Origin of the sequence: Geomonas ferrireducens, assembly GCF_004917065.1 — a bacterium.
In the GTDB taxonomy this organism is placed as follows: Bacteria; Desulfobacterota; Desulfuromonadia; order Geobacterales; family Geobacteraceae; genus Geomonas; species Geomonas ferrireducens.
Window position 1 is genome coordinate 1,417,847 of record NZ_SSYA01000001.1, and the last position, 17,881, is coordinate 1,435,727.

A 17,881-nucleotide genomic window follows, 5' to 3' on the forward strand; every position below is an offset into this window, starting at 1 on the left:
CCTACGCCTTTTGCACCTTGACCGCGCACTTCTTGAAATCCGGTTCCTTGGAGAGCGGGTCGAAGGCGTCGATGCAGATCTCGTTCACCAGCTTCTTCTCGTCGAAGAAGGTGGTGAAAACGGAGCCTCGCTCCGGGGTTCCCCTGCCGCCGATCTCGGCGGTCAGCACGATCGAGCCGCGCCGCGAGGTGATGCGCACCTGGTCGCGGTTTCTGATGCCGAGCCGCTTGGCATCCTCCGGGTGCAGCTCCACCGTCGCCTGGGAGACCGCCCTCCTGAGCTCGGGGACGCGCCCGGTCATGGTGCCGGTGTGCCAGTGCTCGAGGAGCCTCCCGGTGCAGAACCAGAACGGGTAGTTGCGGTCCGGGACCTCGGCGGGCGGCTCGTAGGGACGGAACCAGACCGACACCTTGTTGTTGGGCGCCTTGTAGAACTTGATCCCCTCCCCTTTGGCGACGTGCTCGTCGTCCGCCTCGGTGTAGCGCCACCTGGTCTCCGTGCCGTTCGCTTTCACGGGCCAGCGCAGCCCGCGCACCTTGGCGTAGGTGCCGTAGGGGGCAAGGTCCTTGCCGGTCCCCAAGGTGAACTTGCGGTACTCCTCGAAGATCGCCCGGTGCATCCCTTTCTCGGGGTAGGGGAAGAGCGCGCCGTGCCCCATCCTTTTCGCGAACTCGATCAGCTGCCAGACGTCCTCTCTCGACTTGCCCGGGGCGTTCACCATCTTGAACCACTGCTGGGTGCGCCTTTCCGTGTTGCCGAAGACCCCCTCCTTCTCCACCCAGGATGCCGAGGGGAGCACCACGTCGGCGAGCTCGGTGCTGCGGGTCGGGTAGATGTCCGAGACGACGATGAAGGCCTTTCTCGATTGGGCCGCCTTGCGCACCCGGTTCAGGTTCGGGAGCGACTGGAAGGGGTTCGTGCACTGGATCCAGACGCACTTAAGCTCGCCGCGGTCGATGGCGCGGAACATCTCGACGGTATGCAGCCCCACCTTGGCCGGTATCTTCTCCGCCGGGACCCCCCAGATCCCCGCCGCCTTTTTGCGGTGCGCCTCGTTCATCACCACCATGTCCGCCGGGAGACGGTGCGCGAAGGTGCCGACCTCGCGGGCCGTGCCGCACGCCGAGGGCTGGCCGGTGAGGGAGAGCGGGTTCTCACCGGGCCTGCAGATCTTACCGGTCAAAAGGTGCAGGTTGTAGATCAGGTTGTTCACCCATACCCCGCGGGAGTGCTGGTTCACCCCCATGGTCCAGAGCGAGTTCACCTTCCGGGACTTGTCCCCGTAGACCCTGGCGAGCTCCTCGATCTTCGCGGCCGGGATGCCGGAGACCTTCTGCGCCCACTGTGGGGTGTAAGGTTTCATGAGCGCCTTGTACTCCTCGAAGGAGAGGTTCTTCACGTCGGCCGGGGTCTCGTTGAACGCCTCCTTGTCCTTCAGACCGTAAGGGGCGTTCTCCTTCCCCCTCTTGAAGGAGACGTGCTTGGCAACGAACGCCTCGTCGTAGAGCTTGTCGCGCAGGATGACGTGGATGATGCCGTTCAGGGCGGCCAGGTCGCCGTGGGGCTTGATGGCGATATACTCGTCCGCCATCTTCGTGGTGCGCGTGCGCCTCGTCGCGATGTCGATCAGCTTCACTTTCGGGTGCTTCAGCTTGTTGTCGATGAGACGCGAGAAGAGGACCGGATGCGCCTCGGCCATGTTGGCGCCCCAAAGGACGTAGGTGTCGCCGAGGTCGAGATCGTCGTAGCACCCCATCGGCTCGTCCGAGCCGAAGGTGTTCATGAAGGCCACCACGGCGCTCGCCATGCAGAGCCTCGCGTTCGGTTCCAGGTTATTGGTGCCGATCCCCCCCTTCATCAGTTTCGAGGCGACGTAACCCTCCTGGATGGTCCACTGCCCAGAGCCGTAGAGGGCGACCGAATCGGGCCCGTGCTCGGCGATCGCCTTCTTGTACTGCGTGGCGATCAGGTCGAGCGCCTCGTCCCAGCTCGCCTCGACCATCCTGTTCCCCTTGCGGATCAGAGGCGTGGTGAGACGGTCCTTGCCGTAGAGCGCCTTCGAGAGGAAGTACCCCTTGATACAGTTGAGCCCCTTGTTCACCGGCCCGGCCGGGTCCCCCTTGGTGCTCACGATGCGCCCCCCCTTCACCCCCACCAGGACCGAGCAGCCGACGCCGCAGTACCGGCAGGGAGCCTTGCCCCAGGTGATGCCGTCCTCCGCCGCTTCCGCCCACTCGGGTCGTGCCACCGAAGCGCCTGCCGCGGCAAATGCGGCCGCAGCGGCACAGGCCTTGATGAAGTCTCGTCTGGAAAGTCCCATCGCGTCCTCCTTGAGGTTGAATTGAATGCGTTAAAAACCGGCCGGTTATGCCCCCTCGGGAGCCGCATCTTCGAAGTTGTGGTAGGCAAGCTGCACCGAGATCACCCCCTCCACTTGCTGCAGCCCGTTCACCAGGGCGACCTCCGCGTCGATGGTGTCGGCCTCGATGACGGCCACGATCTTGCCGTCGGCAAGCACGCCGTGCACCTCCACCCCCTGGTTGGCGGCGAGTTTTTCGGCGACGCCGCCGGCCTCCTCGGGCCTGCATGACACAACGATTCCTGAAATAGGCATATCCCCTCCGGGTGAGTACGGATTACTTGCATAGCAGGATGCAAAACGAAGAAATACTACCATGCTCGCTGAATTTCGCAGGTCAGGCACAAAAAACATTACATTAGGGTAAATCCAGACAGTCATAGGCGTTGTGGCCAATCTGTCACTGCGAGCATGCCGTATCTCTAGTAAGCTTAAGGATACCTAGCGGTGCTTTCGGTGGCGGGTCAGGTAGCGCAACCCGGCCGGCAGACAGGTAATGCGACAGGCGGGGAGCAGAACTTTATTGCGTCATAAGACACTATTAAGTAGAATGTGCCAACTTTGAGGTTGCGGCAGTACCGTTTGTAGAAATCGGCGCAAGAAAACCAGGAGGTAACGGATGTCGGCTAAGCTTGGCGAGATGCTGCTCAAGGTGGGGGCCCTGACGAAAGGCCAGCTGGAACAGGTGCTGAAGGCGCAGATGATCTACGGGGGGAGGATAGGGACCAACCTCGTGGAGATGGGGCTCGTGTCTGAAGAGGAGCTCGCCCATGTTCTGAGTGAACAGTCCGGTGCGCCCTGCGTCGAGCCTTTCGAGCTCGGCGAGATCCCGAAAGGGGTTCTTCAATTGGTTCCGGTGGAACTGGTGCGCAAGTATCGCGTGATGCCCCTGGCGCTCGATGGCAAGCGGCTCTCCCTCGCCATGGCCGATCCCCATGACTTCGATGCCGTGGAGGAGATCGGGTTCGTCACCGGGTACGTCGTGAAACCTAGGATCTGCACCGAACTCAGGCTGAACGCGGCGCTCGAGAGGTACTACCGCATCGCCCGTCCCACCCGCTTCATAAAGGTCGAAGGGGGGATGAGAAGCTCCTTTGAGGCTGGCGCGGCAAGCGCCGCTTCGACGCCGCTCACCGTGGGAACGCACTGGGTGAGCATGGCCGAGGAAAAGGCGCCGGCGGAACAGTTCACCGTGAAAGACGTCGCCGAGATGTTGGCGGCTGCGGCGACCGAAATGGAGGTGGTGCAGGCCTTGGTCTCCTACATGGGAGGCGAGTTCGATCGCGGCGGCTTTTTACGCCTGAAATCCGGCAAGGTTTCCGGCGTGCAGGCGGTCGCCGATGGGGAGGCCGTGGAAGGGTTTGTCCGCTTCGAGGCGGACCTGGAGCAGTTGCCGCAGATGGCGCGCATGGTGGAGGAAAAGGGGCTCGTCATGTGCGAGCTTGCCAAGGGAGACGCCGACGGCCTGTTGGTGCGCTCACTGGGGGGTACGCTGCCCGCTTCCGCCCTACTGCTCCCCGTTTCCATGGGAGGGCACGTGGTGGCTGCGATCTGCGCGAGCGACGGCAAGGGCCGGTTAGGCGGGGGCGCATTCGAGCTGCAGCGGGTAGGCGTCATGGCCGAGCTGAGCCTCGAGATGCTCTCCCTGCGCAGGAAGATAAAATCGTCGTAGGCGCCTTTCCGGTCACCTAACGACGGCAAAAAAAAGAGGCGCCCGCGTTTGCGGGCGCCTCTTTTTTTGCGCAATGGGAAAAGCTCGGCCTAGAGCGCCTTGAAGCACTTCGCGGCGGCGGCGATGGTCTTCTCGAGGTCCTTCTCGGTGTGGGAAGCGCCCACGAAGGCGGTCTCGAACTGGGAGCAGGCGAGGTAGACACCCTCTTCCAGCATGCCGCGGAAGTAGGTGGCGAACGCCTTCGTGTCGCACTTGGCGGCGCTGTCCCAGTTGTACACCGGCTCTTTCGAGAAGAAGCCGCAGAACATGGAGCCGACGCGGGTCGAGTAGAGCGGGTAGCCGGCGTCCTTGGCCGCCTTCGCGATCCCCTCGGCGACGAACTTGCTCTTCTCCTCGAGCTTCTCGTAGAAGCCGGGCTCCTGCAGGAGTTTCAGGGTCTCGATCCCGGCGGTCATGGCGAGCGGGTTCCCGGAAAGGGTGCCCGCCTGGTAAACCCCGCCTGCCGGCGAGAGCTGGGACATGATCTCTTTCTTCCCGCCGAAGGCGCCTACCGGGAGCCCTCCGCCGATGATCTTCCCGAGGGTGGTGAGGTCCGGGGTGATGCCGAAGCGCTCCTGGGCCCCGCCGTAGGCGACGCGGAAGCCGGACATGACCTCGTCGAAGATGAGCACGATCCCTTCCTCGGTGCAGATCTCGCGCAGCCCCTCCAGGAACCCTTCCTGCGGCGGAACGGTACCCATGTTCCCCGCCACCGGCTCGACGATGACGCAGGCGATGGTCCCCTTGTTGGCGGCCACCAGCGCGCGTACCGAGTCGAGGTCGTTGTAGGTCGCGGTCAGGGTGTGCTTTGCGAGGTCGGCAGGAACGCCCGGGGAGTCGGGCACCCCGAAGGTGGCGAGACCGGAGCCCGCTTTCACCAGCAGGGAGTCGGAGTGGCCGTGGTAGCAGCCGGAGAACTTCAGTATGTTGTCACGCCCGGTGTAGCCGCGGGAGAGCCTGATGGCGCTCATTGTCGCCTCGGTCCCGGAGCTCACCATGCGCACCATCTCGATGGAGGGGACCGCCGCGATCACCATCTCGGCCAGGGTGATCTCGAGCTCGGTCGGCGCGCCGAAAGAGGCGCCGCTATCGACGGCCTTCTTGATCGCCTCGACCACCTTCGGGTGGCAGTGCCCGACGATCATCGGACCCCAGGAGCCCACGTAGTCGATGTAGCCGTTGCCGTCTTCGTCGAAAATCATGGGGCCGGCAGCGCTCTTTATGAACAGCGGATCGGAGCCCACCGAACGGAAGGCACGCACGGGGGAGTTGACCCCGCCGGGGATGGATTTGAGCGCCTGCTGAAAGAGTTGCGACGAACGGCTGTTTTGCATGACGGGGTTCTCCTAAATGGCTGGAAATTATTAACTATCGGGCTCTCTGGTAGCATAGGGGCGGATATTCTGTCAAGAATTAAAAACTTTTCTCGTATACGGCCGGAGGGGTGAAAGAGGCGCAGGCGGGGGGGAGGCCTAAGGGTGTAATACAATTTGAGAAAAGTATACGCCGTTCTGTAAACGGTTCGTGGCTAACTGCATAATTTCTGCTTGACAAAGATGGTGAAATGAAATAATTTTCGGTCGCAATGTTGTATACAGTATACTTTTTCGAAGGCGCAGCGCTTGCTAACTATCGGAAGCGGCGGGCTTGTTGGTCGAGAAGCGTGCAGTATACGGCATTTCCGCGTGCTTGAAAAGAAAATCAACAACAACCTGGTAGTACGGGAGGATAAGGGATGCTTGGTGCATATCTGCCAATCTTGGTGCTGGTGGTCATAGCGGTCTTGTTCGGTCTTGGGTCGGTGGTCTTCTCATCGCTCATAGGCCAGAAGAAGCCGTCTCAGGTGAAGCTCGCACCTTACGAGTGCGGTTGCGAGCCGGTGGGCAGCGCACGCGAGCGCTTCTCGATCAAGTTCTACCTGATCGCGATGCTCTTCATCCTGTTCGATATCGAGGCAGTCTTCATGTACCCCTGGGCGGTTCTCTTCAAGCGCCTGGGCATGTTCGGCCTGGCCGAGATGGGTCTCTTCATCGTCATACTCTTCGTAGGCTACATCTACGTTTGGAAAAAAGGAGCACTGGAATGGGAGTAAATCAGCCGCTGGGCGACAACATCATCACGACTTCCCTGGACAGCCTGGTTAACTGGGCCAGGAAGTCCTCCATCTGGCCGATGACCTTTGGTCTTGCCTGCTGCGCGATCGAGATGATGGCGACCGGCGCGGCCAAGCATGACCTTGACCGTTTCGGTATCATCTTCCGCGCCTCCCCGCGTCAGTCGGACTGCATCATCATCGCCGGCACGGTAACGAAGAAGATGCTCCCGGTCATTCAGACCGTGTACGAGCAGATGCCGGAACCGAAGTGGGTGGTTGCCATGGGCGCCTGCGCCTGCTCGGGCGGGATCTTCGACACCTACTCCGTCGTGCAGGGCATCGACGAGGCGCTCCCGGTCGACGTCTACATCCCGGGGTGCCCGCCGCGTCCTGAGGCCCTTCTCTATGGCCTGATGAAGCTTCAGGACAAGATCGCCAACGAGAAGAACTCCTTCGGCTCTTCCATCGGCTTGGGCGAAAGACTCGAACCCGCCGCATAATCCAAAACGACCAAAGGGAAAGGTAAGGCTGACATGGCAGAAAATAATCGCGCTGTAGTGAAGCTGAAGGAGCGTTACGCGGATGCCCTTCTCGAGTACAAGGAGCATCGCGGCGAGGTGACGGTGATCGTCAAGAAGGAGAGCGTTCTCGAGGTACTGAAGTTCCTCAGGGACGACCTGCGTTACAACTTCCTCTCCGACCTTACCGCGGTCGACTACCTGGGCCAGGAGCCGCGTTTCATGGTGGTCTACAACCTCCTCTCCATCCCCAACAAGGACCGGATCAGGATTAAGGCGCCGGTGACCGAGGCGGACTGCTCCATCGAATCCGCAACAGCCCTCTGGAACTCCGCCAACTGGCTGGAGCGCGAGGTGTTTGACCTTTTCGGCATCGACTTCAAGAACCACCCGAACATGGTGCGCATCCTGATGACCGATGACTGGGTCGGGCACCCGCTCAGGAAGGACTACCCGGTCCAGGGCCCCGACCGCGAGCCGTACAAGGGACGTGTGTCGTAAGACTGAGCAAGTTCGAAACCAGGGACGATTTCCATTTCCAAGAAAATAGAGGCGATCAATGGCTAGTGAAATAATGACTTTGAACATGGGGCCCCAGCACCCCAGTACCCACGGCGTTCTGAGGCTCGTAGTAGAGCTCGACGGCGAGGTGATACAGAAGATCACCCCTCACATCGGCTACCTGCACCGGGGCGTCGAGAAGCTCGCCGAGCACCGCACCTTCCACCAGGCCCTCCCCCTCACGGACCGCATGGACTACCTGGCCCCGATGCACAACAACCTGGGCTACGTCCTGGCCGTCGAGAAGCTCCTGGGCCTCGATGTCCCGGAGCGCGCGAAGCTCGTGCGCGTCATCATGGCGGAGCTCACCCGTCTGAAGAGCCACCTGGTCTGGATCGCCTGCCACGCCCTCGACATCGGCGCGATGACCGTGTTCCTCTACGCCTTCCGCGAGCGTGAGATGGTGATGGACCTCTACGAGATGGTCTCCGGCGCCAGGATGACCTCCAACTACTTCCGCGTGGGCGGCCTGTCCCGTGAGCTCCCCGCCGGCTTCGAGCAGAAGGTGCAGGAGATCGTGGACACCTTCCCGGGTCACTTCGACACCTACGAGGGGCTTCTCACCAAGAACACCATCTGGCTGCAAAGGACCATCGGCAACGGCGTCATCTCCGCCGAGGACGCCATCGACTACGGCATCTCCGGCCCGGCCCTCAGGGGCTCCGGCGTCGACTTCGACCTCAGGCGCGACCTGCCGTACTCCGGCTACGAGGACTTCGATTTCAAGGTCCCGGTCGGCGAGAACTGCGACACCTTCGACCGCTACAAGGTACGTCTCGTAGAGATGCGCGAAGCGGTCAAGATCATCGACCAGGCCCTGAAGCGGCTGAAGCCCGGACCGATCCTGGCCGACGCGCCGCAGGTCTGCTACCCGCCGAAGGAGAGCGTGTACAACTCCATCGAGGGTCTTATCCACCACTTCAAGATCGCTTCCGAGGGCTTCCCCGTCCCCGAGGGCGAGGTATACATGGCCGTCGAGAACCCGAAAGGGGAGCTCGGCTACTACATCGTGTCGGACGGCGGCAACAGGCCGTACCGCATGAGGGTCCGCCCGCCGTCATTCGTGAACCTCTCCGCCATCGAGAAGATGGCCAAGGGTTCCATGCTGGCCGACCTGGTTGCCGTCATCGGAACGCTAGACATCGTACTTGGCGAAATTGACCGTTAGTTTTAATCAACAAGTAAAGGAGATGGGGTAAATGTCTAACGCTCCAGCCGAAGAAATTCCGGCCGAAGAAATCGATCTGACCGAGGCCAACGAAGTCATCGACAAGTACCTGACACTGCCGGGCAACCTCATGCCGGTCCTGCAGGGGATCCAGGAAGCTTACGGGTACGTACCGAAGCCGACCATCGACCTGGTCGCCGAGCGGCTGAACGTCTACCCGAGCCAGATCTACGGCGTGCTCACCTTCTACGCCCAGTTCCACCTGAAGCCGCGCGGCAGGTTCATCATCAGGGTCTGCGTCGGCACCGCCTGCCACGTACAGGGGGCGGAGCGCATCACCGAGACCTTCTTCGGGCGCCTGGGGATCGGGCACGCGGAAACCACAGCCGACCTGCGCTACACCTTCGAGAAGGTGGCCTGCCTCGGCGCCTGCGGCATGGCGCCTCTGGCCATGGTGAACGACGACACCTTCGGCAAGATGACGGTCCAGAAAGTGGACGAGATCATTGAAACCTACAACGCACGGCCGATGAAGTAAGCCGAGACGTCAATTTCTCAGCAGGGGACCTTTTGTCATGAGCGATAACGCAGGAATCAAAATACTTATCTGTCAGGGCACCGGCGGCATCTCGGCCGGCGCCAAGCAGGTCGAGGCCGAGTTCACCAGGCTGATAGCGGAGAAGGGGATCGTGGCCCAGGTCGGCAAGCGTTGCGACGTGGTCAAGACCGGCTGCCGCGGCCTGTGCGCCAACGACGTTCTGGTTGACGTCATCACCCCCGAACTGGGCAGGGTCACCTACGACTTCGTCGTGCCCGAGGACGTCGCGGCGATCCTCGACCAGCACATCGTCAACAACGAAGTCATCGAGAAGAAAAAGGCCAAGGCCTACTACAACACCTTCGTCGACCAGCAGATGCGCGTGGTCATGACCGGCTGCGGCCAGATCGACCCCGAGCGTCTGGACGCCTTCCTCGAAGAGGACGGCTTCAAGGCGATCGAGAAGTGCGTCAAAGAGATGAAGCCTTCCGAAGTCATCGACGAAGTGAAGAAATCCGGGCTTCGTGGCCGTGGGGGCGGCGGCTTCCCGACCGGCATGAAGTGGAGCTTCTGCGCCGCTTCGCCGGGCAACCACAAGTACCTCATCTGCAACGCCGACGAAGGTGACCCGGGCGCGTTCATGGACCGCTCCATCCTCGAAGGTGACCCGTACTGCGTCATCGAGGGTATGATGATCGCGGCTTACGCCATCGGTTGCGACGCAGGCTACGTCTACGTCCGTGCCGAGTACCCGCTCGCCATCGACCGTCTCCAGAAGGCGCTCGATACCTGCTACGAGAAAGGGTACCTGGGCAAGAACATTCAGGGTTGGGGTTTCGACTTCGACATGAGGATCAAGAAGGGCGCCGGCGCGTTCGTCTGCGGCGAGGAAACCGCCCTCATGGCCTCCATCGAAGGCGAGCGCGGCATGCCGCGTCCCCGTCCGCCGTTCCCGGCGGTCAAGGGCCTCTGGGGCTTCCCGACCAACATCAACAACGTTGAGACCTTCGCCAACGTGCGCCACATCATCAACAAGGGCTCCGATTGGTACTCATCGCTCGGCACCGATACCACCAAGGGTACCAAGATCTTCGCGGTCACCGGCAAGGTAAAGCACACCGGTCTCGTCGAGGTTCCGGCCGGTATGTCGGTACGTGACGTTATCTACCAGGTCTGCGGCGGCATCGCCAACAACCGCAAGTTCAAGGCGGTTCAGGCCGGCGGTCCTTCCGGCGGCTGCATCCCGGCCGAGGTGCTCGACACCCCGGTCGACTACGACTCGCTGATCAAGGCGGGCGCCATGATGGGTTCCGGCGGTCTGGTCGTCATGGACGAGACCACCTGCATGGTCGACGTGGCCCGCTTCTTCCTCTCCTTCACCAAGATGGAGTCCTGCGGCAAGTGCGTTCCCTGCCGTATCGGCCTGAAGGCCATGCTCGACATCCTGGAGAGGATCACCGAAGGTCGGGGCGAGATGGAAGACATCGACACCCTCCTGGAGATGGGCGCCACCATCAAGAAGGCATCCCTTTGCGGTCTGGGGCAGACGGCTCCGAACCCGATTCTCTCCACCGTCAAGTATTTCAGGCATGAGTACGAAGCGCACATCCTGGAGAAGCGCTGCCCCTCCAACTCCTGCAAGGAACTCCTCCTGTGGCAGGTGGTCCCCGAGAAGTGCGTCAAGTGTGGCGCGTGCCTCAGGGCCTGCCCGTCCAACGCCATCAAGTGGGAAAAGGGCGAGGTGGCGTTCCTGGTCAAGGAGAACTGCACCAAGTGCAAGTCCTGCTACGACGCCTGCCGCTTCATGGCAATTGAGTAATAACGACAGTTCTAGGTTCTACGTTCCAGGTTCTAAGTTAAAAGCCTGAACGTAGAACGTAGAACATAGAACGTAGAACCAGATTTATGACTCCGGGGAGACAGAGGTCGAGATGGTAAATCTTACGATAAACGGAAAACAGGTTGCGGTAGAAAAGGACGCCACCATTTACGACGCCGCCAAGGCGTGTGGTATCAAGATACCGATCCTTTGCCATGACAAAAAGCTGCACCCGTTCGGCGGCTGCCGCATGTGCCTCGTTGAGGTGGAGCAGATGAAGGGACGTCTCATCCCCGCCTGCACCACCCCGGTCACCGAGGGTATGATCGTGCAGACCACCACCGACGAGATCGTGAAGGCGAGGAAGCTGGTCCTTGAGCTCCTGCTCCTCAAGCACCCGATCGACTGCCCGGTCTGCGACGCCGCAGGCGACTGCGATCTGCAGAACCTCACCTACGAGTACAAGGTGAACATGAACCGGTTCGTGGACGAGAAGTTCAACCACGAGATCGACTACGAAAACCCGCTCATCGAGCGCGACATGAACCGCTGCATCCACTGCGGCAAGTGCGCGAGGATCTGCGACGAGATCGTTTCCTACGGCGCCTACACCTTCATCAACCGCGGCATCGAGGCGAAGATGGGGACCGAGTTCGACGGCCCCCTGAACTGCGAGTTCTGCGGCTCCTGCGTCTCGGTCTGTCCGGTGGGCGCGCTGAACTCCCGCCCCTTCAAGTTCAAGGCCCGCTGGTGGGCGCTGCAGAAGACCAAGAGCGTATGCTCCTACTGCGGCACCGGCTGCCAGCTCACCCTGGGGAGCAAGGACGGCAAGGTCCTCACCACCATCTACGACGAGAACCAGGGCTTCCATAACGGCCAGCTCTGCACCCGCGGCCGCTTCGGCTACCAGTTCGTCAACTCCGACAAGCGCCTCACCACTCCGCTTGTGAGGAAAAACGGCAAGCTCCAGGAAGCGACCTGGGAAGAGGCCCTCGCCGAGGTGACCTCCAGGCTTTCCGCCGGCAAGAGCGATCCCGCTTCCGTGGCTGCGCTTGCCACCCCGAGGCTTACCAACGAAGAACTCTTCCTCCTTGAGAAGGTCTTCCGCGGCACCATCGGCACCGACAACATCGACCACTCGGCGGGCTTCGCCCACGAGGCGCTCACCAAGGGGGCCGTCGCTTCCTTCGGCGTCGCCGCCTCCCCCTCCGAGATCGCCGACATCCAGAAGTCGAACCTGCTCCTCGTCGTGAAATCCGACGCCTACGAGACCCACCCGGTCATCGGCTTCGAGATCAACCTCGGCGTGAAGAGAAAAGGGGTCGCCATCAGGATCGTCTCCGACAAGAAAGGCAAACTCACCCGTCTGCCGGGCGCCAAGACCACGGTCCACACCCCGGGTAGCGAGGTTGCCCTCTTCAACGCGCTCTGCAAGTCGGTCATCGACCAGGGTCTCGTCGCTGAAGGCGTTGCCGGTCTGGATGCCCTGAAGGCCGCAGTCGCCGATGCCACCGCCGAGAAGGCCGGTGTCACCGCCGAGGAGATCGCGGCAGTCGCAAAAGACTACGCCACCGCCGAGAAGGCACTCATCATCCTCCCGATCGGCCTCGGCTACCCCGGCCACAACGCTGCCCTTGCCTCCGCAGCAGCGAACCTCGCCATCCTCACCGGCAAGATCGGCAAGGAAGGCTCGGGTCTCCTCATCATGGGCGAGAAGAACAACAGCCAGGGCGCGGTCGACATGGGTATCTACCCGAAAGGGACCGGGCTTGCCGCTTCCGCCATCATCGACGGCTGCGCGAACGGCAACGTGAAGACACTGTTCGTCGCCGGCGAGAACCCGGTGGTTTCCTACCCGAACCGCAAGAAGGTCGAGAAGGCGCTCGAGAACGTCGAGTTCATGGTGGTTGCCGACCTCTTCCTCACCGAGACCGCGGCCCTTGCCGACGTGGTGCTCCCGGCCTGCTCCTTCGCGGAGAAGAACGGTACCTTCACCTCGCTCGGGCGCCGCGTCCAAAACGTGAGAAAGGCGATTCCGGCGGTGGGCCTTGCGAAGACCGACTTCGAGATCCTGAACGCGCTCTCCCAGGCTCTCGGCGGGGCCCGCTACAACAATCAGGGCGAGGTCTTCACCGAGATCGCAGCAACCGTCCCGGCCTACAAGGGTCTCAGCCAGGCGGGTCTCAAGGACGAAGGGGCCGTTTACCCGGTCGCCGTCGCCGCCAAACTGGTTCCGGTTCAGGCAAAAACGGCAGCACCTGCTGCCGGCAAGCTCGCCATGGTCACCGGCAGCGCCCTTTACCACTGCGGCACCATGAGCCGCTTCGGCGAAGGCCCGATGTACGTCTGCCCGGATGCCTACGCGGAACTGAACGTGGCCGACGCATCGGCACTGAAGATCGCCGAGGGTGACCAGGTCACCGTAACGAGCGCCACCGGCGCGGTGCAGGTTGCCGCCAAGGTCGGCAAGAGGGTGCCCCAGGGCGTCGTCTTCTCCCCCTACCACTTCGGTGAGGGGAGCGTCAACACCATCACTGACGGCGCCGAGGTCACCTACGTCACCGTCGCCAAGAAATAGCTGACAGCTAGAAAATCTATACAAGAGGGGAAGACTATCAGATGGATACGCTAATCTTAGGACTGCCGGTCGCGTACTACATAGCCATGGTTGCCAAAGTGCTCGTAGCCTTTGTCTTCGTACTGCTTACCGTGGCTTACGCCACCTACGCAGAGCGCAAGATCATCGGGCACATGCAGGTGCGTCTGGGTCCCATGAGGACCGGCTGGCACGGCCTGCTCCAGCCGATCGCGGACGGCGTTAAGCTGTTCTTCAAAGAGGAGATCGTCCCGTCCCAGGCGAGCAAGTTCGCTTTCCTGATAGCTCCCCTCGTCGCACTGATTCCGGCATTCATCTCCTTCGCCGTTATCCCCTTCGGCGACAGCGTGACCATCGGCGGGTACACCGTACCGCTGCAGATCGCCGCCTACTACGATGAAGCCGGCAAGCAGGTCTTCGACATCAACGTCGGCGTCCTCTACATCCTGGCCATGGCTTCCCTGGGCGTCTACGGCATCGTGCTCGCGGGTTGGGCCTCCAACTCGAAGTACTCCCTGCTCGGCGGGCTTCGCTCCGCGGCGCAGATGATCTCCTACGAGCTTGCCGCCGGCCTCGCCATCATCTCGGTCTTCATGCTCTCCGAGAGCCTCAGCCTGCATAAGATCGTAGCCGATCAGGCGGGCGGCGCATGGTACGCCTTCAAGCAGCCCTTCGCTTTCATCATCTTCTTCATCTGCTCGCTGGCGGAGATCAACAGGACCCCGTTCGACCTTCCCGAGGCCGAGACGGAGCTGGTTTCCGGTTTCTGCACCGAGTACTCCTCCATGAAGTACGCGATGTTCTTCATGGCTGAATACGCCAACATGATCACCGTCTGCGCCGTCACCACCACCCTGTTCCTGGGCGGCTGGCACGGTCCGGCCTTCCTTCCCGGCTGGTTCTGGTTCATCGCCAAGGTGTACTTCCTGATCTTCGTCTGCATGTGGGTCAGGGCCACCTACCCGCGTTACCGTTACGACCAGCTGATGCGTCTGGGCTGGAAGGTGTTCCTGCCGCTCACCCTGGTCAACGTAATGGCGACCGGCCTGTGGGTCATGTTCATCAGCAAGTAGTCAGAATTTAAGATACACAACTTCTAGGCGAGGTGCCGCAAATGATAATGCCGCTCATAAAAGGTCTTCAGATCACCATTTCACATATGTTCAAGAAGCCGGTCACGCTGCAGTACCCGACCGAGCGTCCGGAGATCAAACCCGGCTTCCGCGGACTGCACGCGCTGAACGTCTCCCACGACAAGGCGAAGTGTGTAGCCTGCTACCTCTGCCCCACCGTCTGCCCGGCCAAGTGCATCACGGTCGAGGCGGGCGAGGACGCAAACCACGACAAGTACGCTGCGAAATACGAAATCGATATGCTGCGCTGCATCTTCTGCGGCTACTGTGTGGAAGCGTGCCCGGTTGACGCGATTCGGATGACGGAACAGTTCGAACTCGCCAACTACTCGCGCGCTGACTTCACCTACACCAAAGACAGACTCTTAGAAAAGAAATAAAGGAGCAGCAATGGAATCGTTATTCTTTCTCGTCGTGGCTGCGGTGGCCATCATTTCCAGCATCCTAGTTGTCACCTGCAAAAACCCGATCAACAGCGCGCTGTCGCTGGTGATGACCTTCTTCTGCCTGGCTACCTTCTACGTCATGCTGGACGCTCCCTTCATGGCGGCCACCCAGGTGATCGTCTACGCGGGTGCCATCATGGTCCTGATCATCTTCGTGATCATGCTCCTGAACGTGAGGGTCGAGACCGTCAAGCGCGGCACCCACGCGGTGATCGCCGGCTCCGCCATCGGGCTCTTCGTTCTCTTCCAGACCGTCTGGTTCCTGATGAAGGGTTCCATGACCGGCCAGGTCGGGACCATGACCAAGGAACAGATCGTAAGCGTCGGGCACGTCGAACTGATCGGCAAGGCGCTCTTCACCGATTTCCTGCTGCCGTTCGAGGTCACCTCGGTGCTCCTCCTGGCTGCGATCGTTGGCGCAGTCGTTCTCGCCAAGAAGAAAATTTAACGCTACAAGGGGAACTGACATGCTAGCGATCGAAAATTACCTGATAGTTTCGGCCATCCTCTTCTCCATCGGGACCATCGGCGTCCTGACCAAGAGAAATGCCATCGTCATCTTCATGTGCGTCGAGATGATGCTCAACGCGGTGAACCTGACCTTCATCGCCTTCTCCAGGCACCTGGGCAACATCGACGGGCAGGTCTTCGTGTTCTTCGTCATGACCGTCGCCGCGGCCGAGGCCGCAGTAGGCCTCGCGCTCATGATCGCCTTCTTCAAGAACCGCGAGTCCATCGACGTCGAGGACATCAACCTGCTGAAACTCTAGAAGCGGGGCTTCACGCCGCCGCCACTGGACGCGCTCAGCTGCGGGCGGAGAAATCCGCGACAGTCACAAGCGAATGGGCGGCGACGTGCCGCTTGCCAAGATACGACTTATAAGAATACAGAACAAAGGAGTCAGGGATGTTTGATTTAGTATGGTTGATCCCACTGTGCCCTCTCATCGGCTCGGTCATCAACGGCCTACTCGGCAAGAAGATCAAAAACGAGACCGTCATCGGCGGTATCGCGGCCGGTAGCGTGTTCGCCTCCTTCATGGTCGCCTGCGGGATCCTGTTCCAGCTCCTGAGTCTGCCGGGCGAGGAGCGGGTGATCCAAAAGACGATCTTCACCTGGATCCAGTCGGGGAACTTCAAGGCCGACATCGGCTTCCTGATCGACCCGCTTTCGGCAACCATGCTGATGATCGTAACGGGGGTCGGCTTCCTGATCCACCTCTACTCCATCGGTTACATGCACGGCGAGGAAGGGTTCTACCGCTACTTCTGCTACCTGAACCTCTTCACCTTTTCCATGCTCTGCCTCGTGTCGGGCAACAACCTGCTCCTCATGTTCATCGGCTGGGAGGGCGTCGGTCTCTGCTCTTACCTCCTGATCGGCTACTACTTCCACAAGAAGAGCGCAGGCGACGCAGGCAAGAAAGCCTTCGTGATGAACAGGGTCGGCGACTTCGGTTTCCTCCTCGGCACTTTCACCCTCTTCTGGTACCTGGGGCACAACAACAACGTCTGGACCATCAACTTCGTCGAGCTCGCGAAAAACGCCGACCTCTTCGTCCCGGGCGCTGTGGTAACCACCATCTGTCTCTGCTTCTTCCTGGGCGCAACAGGTAAGTCCGCCCAGATACCGCTGTACACCTGGCTTCCTGACGCGATGGAAGGCCCGACTCCGGTCTCCGCCCTCATCCACGCCGCCACCATGGTCACCGCCGGCGTCTACATGATCGCCCGCATGAACTTCATCTACATCAAGAGCCCGACCGCTCTGCTCGTCGTCGCCTGCGTCGGCGCCGCCACCGCCCTCTTCGCGGCGACCATCGGCACCGCACAGAACGACATCAAGCGTGTCCTCGCATACTCCACGGTTTCCCAGCTGGGCTACATGTTCCTGGCCATGGGCGTCGGCGCCTTCACCGCCGGCGTGTTCCACCTGATGACCCACGCCTTCTTCAAGGCCTGCCTGTTCCTTGGTTCCGGCTCCGTCATCCACGCCATGCACCACGCGCTGCACCACGAGCACTCCGAGGCCGACCCGCAGGACATGAGAAACATGGGCGGGCTGTACAAGAAGATGCCGGTCACCTTCGGTACCTTCTTCATCGCCACCCTCGCCATCGCAGGCGTTCCGGGCCTTGCCGGCTTCTTCTCCAAGGACGAGATCCTCTGGCAGGCGTTCGCCAACCCGCATCACCATGACGTCAACTACGCCCTCTGGGCAGCCGGTGCCATCGCGGCCGGTCTGACCGCCTTCTACATGTTCCGCCTGGTCTGCATGACCTTCTTCGGCAAGACCCGTCTCTCCGAGAAGGCATGGCACCACCTGCACGAGTCCCCGTGGGTCATCACCGTGCCGCTCGTCTGCCTCGCCTTCCTCTCCCTGGTCGGCGGCTGGGTCGGCGTGCCGAAGCTCCTCGGCGAACTCTTCGGCGACATGCCGAACTACTTCGAGCACTGGCTTGAGCCGGTATTCGCCTACTCGACCCAGTACTCGATCGCCCACGGCGCTCACGGCGTCCACTCCGTAGCACTCGAGTGGGGTCTCATGGGCACCTCCGTCGTGATCGCCTTCGCCGGCATCGGCCTCGCTTTCGCCCTGTACGTCATCGCCCCGAGCATCCCCGAGAAGTTCACCGCGACCTTCCCGGCGCTGCACCGCGCGGTCTACAACAAGTGGTACATCGACGAGATCTACGACTTCGTGTTCGTCAACCCCTGCAAGGCACTCGGCAACTTCCTCTGGAAAGGGTTCGACGTGGTGGTGGTCGACGGCATCGTGAACGGCGTCGCTGCCGTGGTCCGTGGTTTCTCCGGCATCCTGCGCTACGTGCAGACCGGCTTCGTTCACAACTACGCCTTCTCCATGGTTCTGGGCGTGGTGCTGATCGTCGCGGTATACCTCTTCCGTTAAGACTTGAAGACTTTCAGATAATTTTG

16 protein-coding genes are annotated in these 17,881 nt (G+C 61.2%); 13 read left to right on the forward strand and 3 right to left on the reverse strand.

What is annotated here, in order from left to right; translation table 11 throughout:
- Position 1 precedes the first annotated feature (1 nt).
- Both E8L22_RS06105 and E8L22_RS06110 read right to left on the reverse strand, forming a co-directional pair.
- Positions 2–2,320: a molybdopterin-dependent oxidoreductase gene (locus tag E8L22_RS06105; RefSeq protein WP_136524304.1), complete on the reverse strand. Its 2,319-nt coding sequence runs from the start codon at positions 2,318–2,320 to the stop codon at positions 2–4.
- 45 nt (positions 2,321–2,365) lie between these two features.
- Positions 2,366–2,614, reverse strand: a complete 249-nt coding sequence (locus tag E8L22_RS06110; protein ID WP_136524305.1) for a chaperone NapD — start codon at positions 2,612–2,614, stop codon at positions 2,366–2,368.
- 364 nt (positions 2,615–2,978) lie between these two features.
- On the opposite strand from E8L22_RS06110, the gene E8L22_RS06115 reads away from it, so the two are divergent.
- A complete protein-coding gene (locus tag E8L22_RS06115) occupies positions 2,979–4,031 on the forward strand; it encodes a GspE/PulE/PilB domain-containing protein (RefSeq protein WP_136524306.1) in 1,053 nt (350 codons plus the stop codon).
- An 89-nt stretch (positions 4,032–4,120) separates the two neighbouring features.
- Here E8L22_RS06115 and hemL read toward each other — a convergent pair whose 3' ends face one another.
- Positions 4,121–5,404, reverse strand: coding sequence for a glutamate-1-semialdehyde 2,1-aminomutase (gene hemL, locus E8L22_RS06120; protein WP_136515146.1), 1,284 nt, complete (start codon positions 5,402–5,404; stop codon positions 4,121–4,123).
- 401 nt (positions 5,405–5,805) lie between these two features.
- Between hemL and E8L22_RS06125 the strand changes: the two genes are divergently transcribed.
- From E8L22_RS06125 to nuoL, 12 genes are all read left to right on the forward strand, one after another.
- Complete coding sequence (locus E8L22_RS06125) at positions 5,806–6,162, forward strand: NADH-quinone oxidoreductase subunit A (protein WP_136524307.1); 357 nt, start codon at positions 5,806–5,808, stop codon at positions 6,160–6,162.
- Positions 6,153–6,665, forward strand: a complete 513-nt coding sequence (locus E8L22_RS06130; protein WP_136524308.1) for an NADH-quinone oxidoreductase subunit B — start codon at positions 6,153–6,155, stop codon at positions 6,663–6,665. The genes E8L22_RS06125 and E8L22_RS06130 overlap by 10 nt, the downstream gene beginning before the upstream one ends.
- Positions 6,666–6,698: 33 nt before the next feature.
- On the forward strand, positions 6,699–7,184 hold the full coding sequence (locus E8L22_RS06135) for an NADH-quinone oxidoreductase subunit C (RefSeq protein WP_136524309.1): 486 nt from the start codon (positions 6,699–6,701) through the stop codon (positions 7,182–7,184).
- Positions 7,185–7,242: 58 nt separating this feature from the next.
- The gene (gene nuoD / locus E8L22_RS06140; RefSeq protein ID WP_136524310.1) at positions 7,243–8,412 is read left to right on the forward strand and encodes an NADH dehydrogenase (quinone) subunit D; all 1,170 of its coding nucleotides are present in this window, start codon (positions 7,243–7,245) and stop codon (positions 8,410–8,412) included.
- A gap of 31 nt (positions 8,413–8,443) precedes the next feature.
- Entirely contained in the window at positions 8,444–8,950 is a 507-nt protein-coding gene (gene nuoE / locus E8L22_RS06145) for an NADH-quinone oxidoreductase subunit NuoE (protein WP_136524311.1), read from the forward strand.
- Between the two features lie 37 nt (positions 8,951–8,987).
- Entirely contained in the window at positions 8,988–10,769 is a 1,782-nt protein-coding gene (gene nuoF, locus E8L22_RS06150) for an NADH-quinone oxidoreductase subunit NuoF (protein WP_136524312.1), read from the forward strand.
- Positions 10,770–10,881: 112 nt separating this feature from the next.
- Positions 10,882–13,347 carry a molybdopterin-dependent oxidoreductase gene (locus E8L22_RS06155; protein ID WP_136524313.1) on the forward strand — a complete coding sequence of 822 codons (2,466 nt, stop codon included), beginning with the start codon at positions 10,882–10,884 and terminating at the stop codon, positions 13,345–13,347.
- A 41-nt stretch (positions 13,348–13,388) separates the two neighbouring features.
- Positions 13,389–14,438, forward strand: a complete 1,050-nt coding sequence (nuoH, locus tag E8L22_RS06160) for an NADH-quinone oxidoreductase subunit NuoH (protein ID WP_136524314.1) — start codon at positions 13,389–13,391, stop codon at positions 14,436–14,438.
- Between the two features lie 41 nt (positions 14,439–14,479).
- Positions 14,480–14,878 (forward strand): NADH-quinone oxidoreductase subunit NuoI, encoded by a 399-nt coding sequence (nuoI, locus tag E8L22_RS06165; RefSeq protein ID WP_136524315.1) that lies wholly within the window; start codon positions 14,480–14,482, stop codon positions 14,876–14,878.
- A gap of 10 nt (positions 14,879–14,888) precedes the next feature.
- Positions 14,889–15,392: an NADH-quinone oxidoreductase subunit J family protein gene (locus E8L22_RS06170; RefSeq protein ID WP_135869123.1), complete on the forward strand. Its 504-nt coding sequence runs from the start codon at positions 14,889–14,891 to the stop codon at positions 15,390–15,392.
- 19 nt (positions 15,393–15,411) lie between these two features.
- The gene (gene nuoK / locus E8L22_RS06175) at positions 15,412–15,714 is read left to right on the forward strand and encodes an NADH-quinone oxidoreductase subunit NuoK (RefSeq protein WP_135869124.1); all 303 of its coding nucleotides are present in this window, start codon (positions 15,412–15,414) and stop codon (positions 15,712–15,714) included.
- Between the two features lie 137 nt (positions 15,715–15,851).
- Positions 15,852–17,855, forward strand: coding sequence for an NADH-quinone oxidoreductase subunit L (nuoL, locus tag E8L22_RS06180; protein WP_136524316.1), 2,004 nt, complete (start codon positions 15,852–15,854; stop codon positions 17,853–17,855).
- The last annotated feature ends 26 nt before the right edge of the window (positions 17,856–17,881 follow it).